The sequence below is a fragment of the Pseudomonas sp. GM102 genome, from assembly GCF_000282555.1.
GTDB lineage: Bacteria > Pseudomonadota > Gammaproteobacteria > Pseudomonadales > Pseudomonadaceae > Aquipseudomonas.
The window spans coordinates 1-5798 of record NZ_AKJB01000136.1; the positions used below are offsets into that span (position 1 = coordinate 1).

Below are 5798 nucleotides of genomic sequence, written 5' to 3' on the forward strand. Positions count from 1 at the left end.
TAGCCATTTCATTAGGGGATCTCACTGTAGGAGCGAGGCTTGCCCGCGAAGAGGCCAGCAAACCCGCCACCTAAACTCGCTTGTTAGCGCGCTCTCTCAGGTATTCAAGCACCGCCCCCCGCTCCCCGACAAACTCGATCCGCGAACCCTTCTTCTCCCGCTGAAACGCATACATCGGGTCGTAATATTCGCGCAGCAACACTTCAATCCAGTCCCGAAACTGCTCGACAGATCCAGAGCGCGCCTGCTCTTCCAGGGCACTTTCCATTTGCAAAAGCATGCGCTGGTAACGCTCCCCGCCCAGGCGTCGGTGAATATTGTTCAAACTTGATATCAGCCGCTCGGAATACAGCGGGACCCCTTGCTCGCCGTACACAGCGACAAATTCGGCGTACAGATTGATCACGTAATCCTGCAGAATTCGCTCGACCCGACCTTCGACGCTGTCCTCCAGCCAGACCATCGAAAACTCTTGCATGCCCTTGTACAACGGCAGCGGCAAGGCACAACTGCCGACCATGCGGCTCTCGTCTTCCAGCACGAATTGCTCGATACCGTTGGCGCGTTTCTTCAACACATCCACGGCCAGCCGGTTCTCGAAATCGATGTTGTTCGGTTGGCCTGTAGCCCGTTTGCCGAAACTGGAACCGCGATGATTAGCGTGGCCTTCCAGATCCAGGCCGTTGCTCAATTGCGTGAGCACCTCGGTCTTGCCGGTGCCGGTCATGCCGCCCAACAAGACGAAGTCACACTGGGCAACCGCCTGATCGACCGTATCCAGCAGAAAGGTCCGCATCGCCTTATAACCACCACCGATTCGTGGATAGTCAATGCCGGCCTCTTCCTTGATCCATTGCTGGACGATCTGCGAACGTAAACCGCCGCGGAAACAGTACAAATAGCCGTCAGGATTGGCCCGGGCAAACTCGACCCAGGCCCGGACGCGTTGATCCTTGACGTCGCCGCAGACCAGCCGTTGCCCCAGCTCAATGGCCGCCTGCTGACCATGTTGCTTGTAACAGGTGCCGATCTGCTCACGCTCGTTGTCATTCATCAGCGGCAGATTGACCACCCCAGGGAATGAGCCCTTGAGGAATTCGACCGGCGCGCGGGTATCCATCATCGGCCGATCGTTGAGAAAGATGTCGCGGTAATCGGTGAAGTCGATAGACATCAAAACACCTCTACCGCGTTAGTCTGTCGCTCAACCAGTTCGCCGATCGGCTCAAGGCCCAGACCGAGTTCGGCTGCTTCCATCAGAAACCGTTCATTGCCCTCAGGCGTGACCGCAATCAGCAGGCCACCGCTGGTCTGCGGATCGCAGAGCACGCGTTTGTGCAACTCCTGGAGCCGGCCGACCTTGCTGGCGTAGCTGTCGAAATTGCGCAGCGTACCGCCCGGCACACAACCCTGATCGAGGTAATACTCGACACCCGGCAGGCGCGGCACACGGTCATATTCGATGCGGGCGGTCACGTTGCTGCCGTCGGCCATTTCCACCAAGTGCCCGAGCAGGCCGAAACCGGTGACATCGGTCATCGCGGTCACGCCGTCGAGTTTGCCGAAACGGCTGCCGGGTTTGTTCAGGGTGCACATCCAGTCGCGGGCAAGGCCGATGTCGGCATGGCGCAACTTGCCCTTCTTCTCGGCTGTGGTGAGGATGCCGATGCCCAAGGGTTTGGTGAGGTACAGCAAGCAACCGGCGGTGGCGGTGTCATTGCGCTTCATGTGGCGTTTTTCCACCAGTCCGGTCACGGCCAGGCCGAAGATCGGCTCTGGCGCGTCGATGGAATGGCCGCCGGCCAGCGGGATTCCCGCCTCATCGCAGACCGAACGCCCGCCGCGAATCACTTCCCGGGCAATCTCCGGCGCCAGCACATTGACCGGCCAGCCGAGGATCGCAATCGCCATCAACGGATCGCCACCCATGGCGTAGATATCGCTGATGGCATTGGTGGCGGCGATACGGCCGAAGTCGAAGGGATCGTCGACGATCGGCATAAAGAAGTCGGTAGTCGAGACCACGCCGCGTTCTTCGTCGATGGCATACACCGCTGCGTCATCACGCGAAGCATTGCCGACCCAGAGTTTCGGGTCCAGGTTTTGCGCGCCGCTGCCGGCCAGAATCACCTCCAGCACCTGGGGCGAAATCTTGCAGCCACAGCCTGCGCCATGGCTGTATTGGGTCAGACGAATCGGCTCGCTCATCGGGGGTGCACCTTGTGAAGTCAATGCCGAGGATTCTACAGCAACCCCATTCCTACGGGGTCTTCACAACCCGCAGGAGTAAGCGATCCATTGTGGCGAGGGAGCTTGCTCCCGCTCGGGTGCGAAGCATCCACAAAACTGGCGGACAGGGATTTTGAGGCATTGCGTGCAAGGTTTTAGGGCTGCTGCGCAACCCAGCGGGAGCAAGCTCCCTCGCCACAAAAGCTCTATTGCCACCTTTGTCACAAAATCTCTATCGCCACAGATCGGGTTAATCATCTGACAGTCGACACCACTTTGGTGCATATCCCCGCCAGATCCCCTTCGCCCTGAAAACCACTCCCTCTGCTCATTTCCCCGAAATCCTTGACCAAAAGGACAGTAAAACTACCAATTCCCTCTATTTTTCAGAATATTGAACAAAACTGGTATGCCTTGTGCAAACGTTTGCGAGTCGCCGATACCGGCCTGTTCGCCACCTAACCGCGTAAAACCCGCACCAGCGGGCTTTCGATCCGCACGAAAAGGGACTTTTAATGCATTGCACCTCCAGCCGCGTGACTTGCTCGCGCACTTTGGCTGTTTCCTTGCTGCTGGCCAGCGTTACAGGACTACTCAGCAGCCACGTTTTGGCCCAACCGGCCACCGCCGAAGAATCCGCCCAGGGCGAAGCCCTCAGCCCTGAAGCCAGCCCGCCGAAAAAAGGCGCCTATCTGTCGGACTGGTTCAACCAGGACCTGACCGTCATTGGCAGCAAAGACATCAGTTTCGGCCCGCAACCGGCCGACGATATCTACCTGGAGTACGAGTATTTCGGTCGCAAGGGGCCGTTCGAGTTGTACGGCTACATCGATATTCCAAAGATCTTCGACATCGGCAACAGCCATGACAAAGGCGTGTGGGACCACGGCTCGCCGGTGTTCATGGAGCACGAACCACGGATCTCCATCGACTACCTGGCCGGCCGCAGCCTGGCCATCGGGCCGTTCAAGGAATGGTACGTGGCGTTCGACTGGATCTACGACCACGGCAGCAACAGCGCCAACCGCGCAAACACGCTGTACAGCGGCCTTGGCACTGACATCGACACCCATTCGCGGGTCAACCTGTCAGCCAACTTCTACGGCCGCTACCAGTGGGAAAACTACGGTGCCAGCAATGAATACTCGTGGGATGGCTACCGCGCCCAGCTCAAATATATTGTGCCCATCAGCAGTTTCAGCAACGGCGCTTCGTTGACCTACATCGGTTTCACCAACTTCGACTTCGGCTCCGACCTGCACAAAGACAACCCGGCCCGCACCGCCAACGCCACCGTGGCCACCAACGTGTTGCTCTACGCCTTCACCCACTTGCGTTTCACCCTGGTCGGCCGTTACTTCCATAACGGCGGCAACTGGGACGACGGCAGTGAGTTGAATTTCGGCGATGGCGACTTCCGCGCCCGTTCCAACGGCTGGGGTTACTACGCCGGTGTCGGTTATCAGTTTTAAGGCTCATGTGAATAAGGAGATTTTATGAAAGCAATAAACCGTCTGTCCCTGTGCGTGGGCCTGGCCTGCGGCACTCTGCTCTCTTCTGCTGCCTGGGCTGGCGACGCGCCGATCCAGCCGAAAGTGATGCTGATCACCATGTTCGCCCCCGAGGCGCAGAACTGGGTCGATCGCCTGGAACTCAAGCAAGAAGTGCGCGTACCGGGCCTGTCCGCCGAGTACCCGAATATTCGCTGCAACACCCAACAGGTGTGCCTGATGGTCACCGGCATGGGCCAGACCAATGCCGCAGCCTCGACTTTGGCTTTGGCACTGTCGCCGAAATTCGACCTGCGCAAAAGTTACTTCCTGATCGCCGGGATTGCCGGCATCAGCCCGCATCACGGCACCATCGGCACCACCGCGTGGGCGCACTATCTGGTGGAATTCGGCACCCAGTGGGAGCTGGATTCCCGCGACGCGCCGAAAGACTGGCCGACCGGCTACCTGGGCATCAACACCAAAGGCCCGAACGAAAAACCGCCGCTGGACTACAAGACTGAAGTGTTCGAACTCAATCCGAAGTTGCAGGCCAAGGCGTTCGCCCTGAGCCACAAGGTCCAGCTGAGCGAGAGCAAGGAATCGGCGGCGTGGCGCTTGAAGTATCCGTCTGCGCCAGCCAATCAGCCGCCAGTGGTGACCCAGTGCGACACACTGGCGGGCAATACCTGGTTTTCCGGGACGCGGTTGAGTGAGCGGGCAGAAGTCTGGACCAAGCTGTTGACCAATAACGAAGGGGTCTATTGCACGACTCAGCAGGAAGACAACTCCACCTACGAGGCGCTGCTGCGCGCTAGCCGCGAGGGGCTGGTGGATGTCCGGCGCCTGGCGGTGGTGCGCGCCGGTTCCGACTTCGACCGGCCGGCGCCGGGCCAGAGCGAGGTGGATAACCTGCTCAAGTACGCCGATCAAGGCGGTTTTGTGCCGGCGCTGGAGAACCTGTACCGCACGGGGAATCCGTTGGTGCAGGAGATTTTGCAGAATTGGTCGGCTTGGGAGAAAGGCGTGCCCGAGGCCTGAGTTCGGCTTGAGGACGCCTTCGCGGGCAAGCCTCGCTCCTACAGAGATCTGTGTCGGTCACAAATCATGTGAGCGGCGCAGATCCACAGTGGGAGCGAGCCTGCTCGCGATAGGGCCAGAACATTCAACATAAATGCCGACTGTGATGGTTCCGCCGGCGCACCGTGGACCATAGACTAGGATCATCCGGGGCCGGGAAGGCTCCAGGATTACGAGGCGTCCGGCTGTCGCCAGCCACTGTCACCGTCCGACAATTCGACTGAATTTTCGCCGCGCCTCGCGATCCCTCTATAACTACAGGGAGGAATACAGGCTTTATGAACAATGCAAAACTTTTCGTTATTGAATACACCCTTCATGGCAAGCCCAAGTCTTTCATTATCCGCCTGGACAAAATGGACAATGCAGAGGCGTGGCACTGGGCAAGTTGCGACGCCGGAGTCGGCCGGATCCCGCGCTTTGGCCGTGAACGGGTGCAAAAGACCAGCAAACCGCTGGCGGAAAAATTCGGCATCGAGAATGTGACCTGGCGACCGGCCAGTTGAGCGTCAAAAGGGAGGGGACAGATTCAAACCGAAGTGGAGCCTGGACGGCTCCACTTTTTTGGCTGAACGTTCAGTGTTGAGCACACTTGCAGCCTTTGGTGGCGCATGCTTCGCCGTGTTCGTGATGTTTGGCGCAGGCTTCACAGCAATAGTGCTTGCCGTGACGCGCGATCGGATGTTCGCCCAATTTGCAGGAACATTTGGGGCAGTCGCAGATACTTTCACTGTCGATCATGAGTCTGACTCCATTGTTGTGGTCGTCAAGGTGACGCGGGTGCGCGACACCTGAAGCAAATGACCGCTCGTCCCCCAAACGGGTTCAAACAAACCCTTGGACGGTGTTTGCTTACTACTGAGGGTAGTCGCGATGCAGCTACTCATGGACGAACACTGCCGTGTGGCGAGGGGAAAGCACAGCATCTGCAGGAGCGAGGCTTGCCCGCGAAGAATGCGCCGCGGTTTTTCAGGTATTACGCGTCATCGTTCTTCGCGG

At 58.7% G+C, this 5798-nt stretch carries 6 protein-coding genes; 3 read left to right on the forward strand and 3 right to left on the reverse strand.

Annotation, left to right across the window (positions count from 1 at the left end):
• Window positions 1–70: 70 nt before the first annotated feature.
• Together mnmH and selD are read right to left on the reverse strand one after the other, a co-directional pair.
• Window positions 71–1174 carry a tRNA 2-selenouridine(34) synthase MnmH gene (gene mnmH, locus PMI18_RS02315; protein WP_007907002.1) on the reverse strand — a complete coding sequence of 368 codons (1104 nt, stop codon included), beginning with the start codon at window positions 1172–1174 and terminating at the stop codon, window positions 71–73.
• Window positions 1174–2208 (reverse strand): selenide, water dikinase SelD, encoded by a 1035-nt coding sequence (selD, locus tag PMI18_RS02310; RefSeq protein WP_007907005.1) that lies wholly within the window; start codon window positions 2206–2208, stop codon window positions 1174–1176. The genes mnmH and selD overlap by 1 nt, the downstream gene beginning before the upstream one ends.
• 536 nt (window positions 2209–2744) lie before the next feature.
• Here selD and PMI18_RS02305 point away from each other — a divergent pair.
• The 3 genes from PMI18_RS02305 (at window position 2745) to PMI18_RS02295 (ending at window position 5305) form a co-directional block, all read left to right on the forward strand.
• Complete coding sequence (locus PMI18_RS02305) at window positions 2745–3701, forward strand: nucleoside-specific channel-forming protein Tsx (protein WP_007907007.1); 957 nt, start codon at window positions 2745–2747, stop codon at window positions 3699–3701.
• A 24-nt stretch (window positions 3702–3725) separates the two neighbouring features.
• Window positions 3726–4760: a purine-nucleoside phosphorylase gene (locus PMI18_RS02300; protein ID WP_007907009.1), complete on the forward strand. Its 1035-nt coding sequence runs from the start codon at window positions 3726–3728 to the stop codon at window positions 4758–4760.
• Between the two features lie 317 nt (window positions 4761–5077).
• Window positions 5078–5305 carry a DUF6555 family protein gene (locus tag PMI18_RS02295; RefSeq protein ID WP_007907010.1) on the forward strand — a complete coding sequence of 76 codons (228 nt, stop codon included), beginning with the start codon at window positions 5078–5080 and terminating at the stop codon, window positions 5303–5305.
• A 70-nt stretch (window positions 5306–5375) separates the two neighbouring features.
• On the opposite strand, the gene PMI18_RS02290 is transcribed toward PMI18_RS02295, so the two are convergent.
• Window positions 5376–5540, reverse strand: coding sequence for a metallothionein (locus tag PMI18_RS02290; RefSeq protein ID WP_007907012.1), 165 nt, complete (start codon window positions 5538–5540; stop codon window positions 5376–5378).
• Between the last annotated feature and the right edge of the window lie 258 nt (window positions 5541–5798).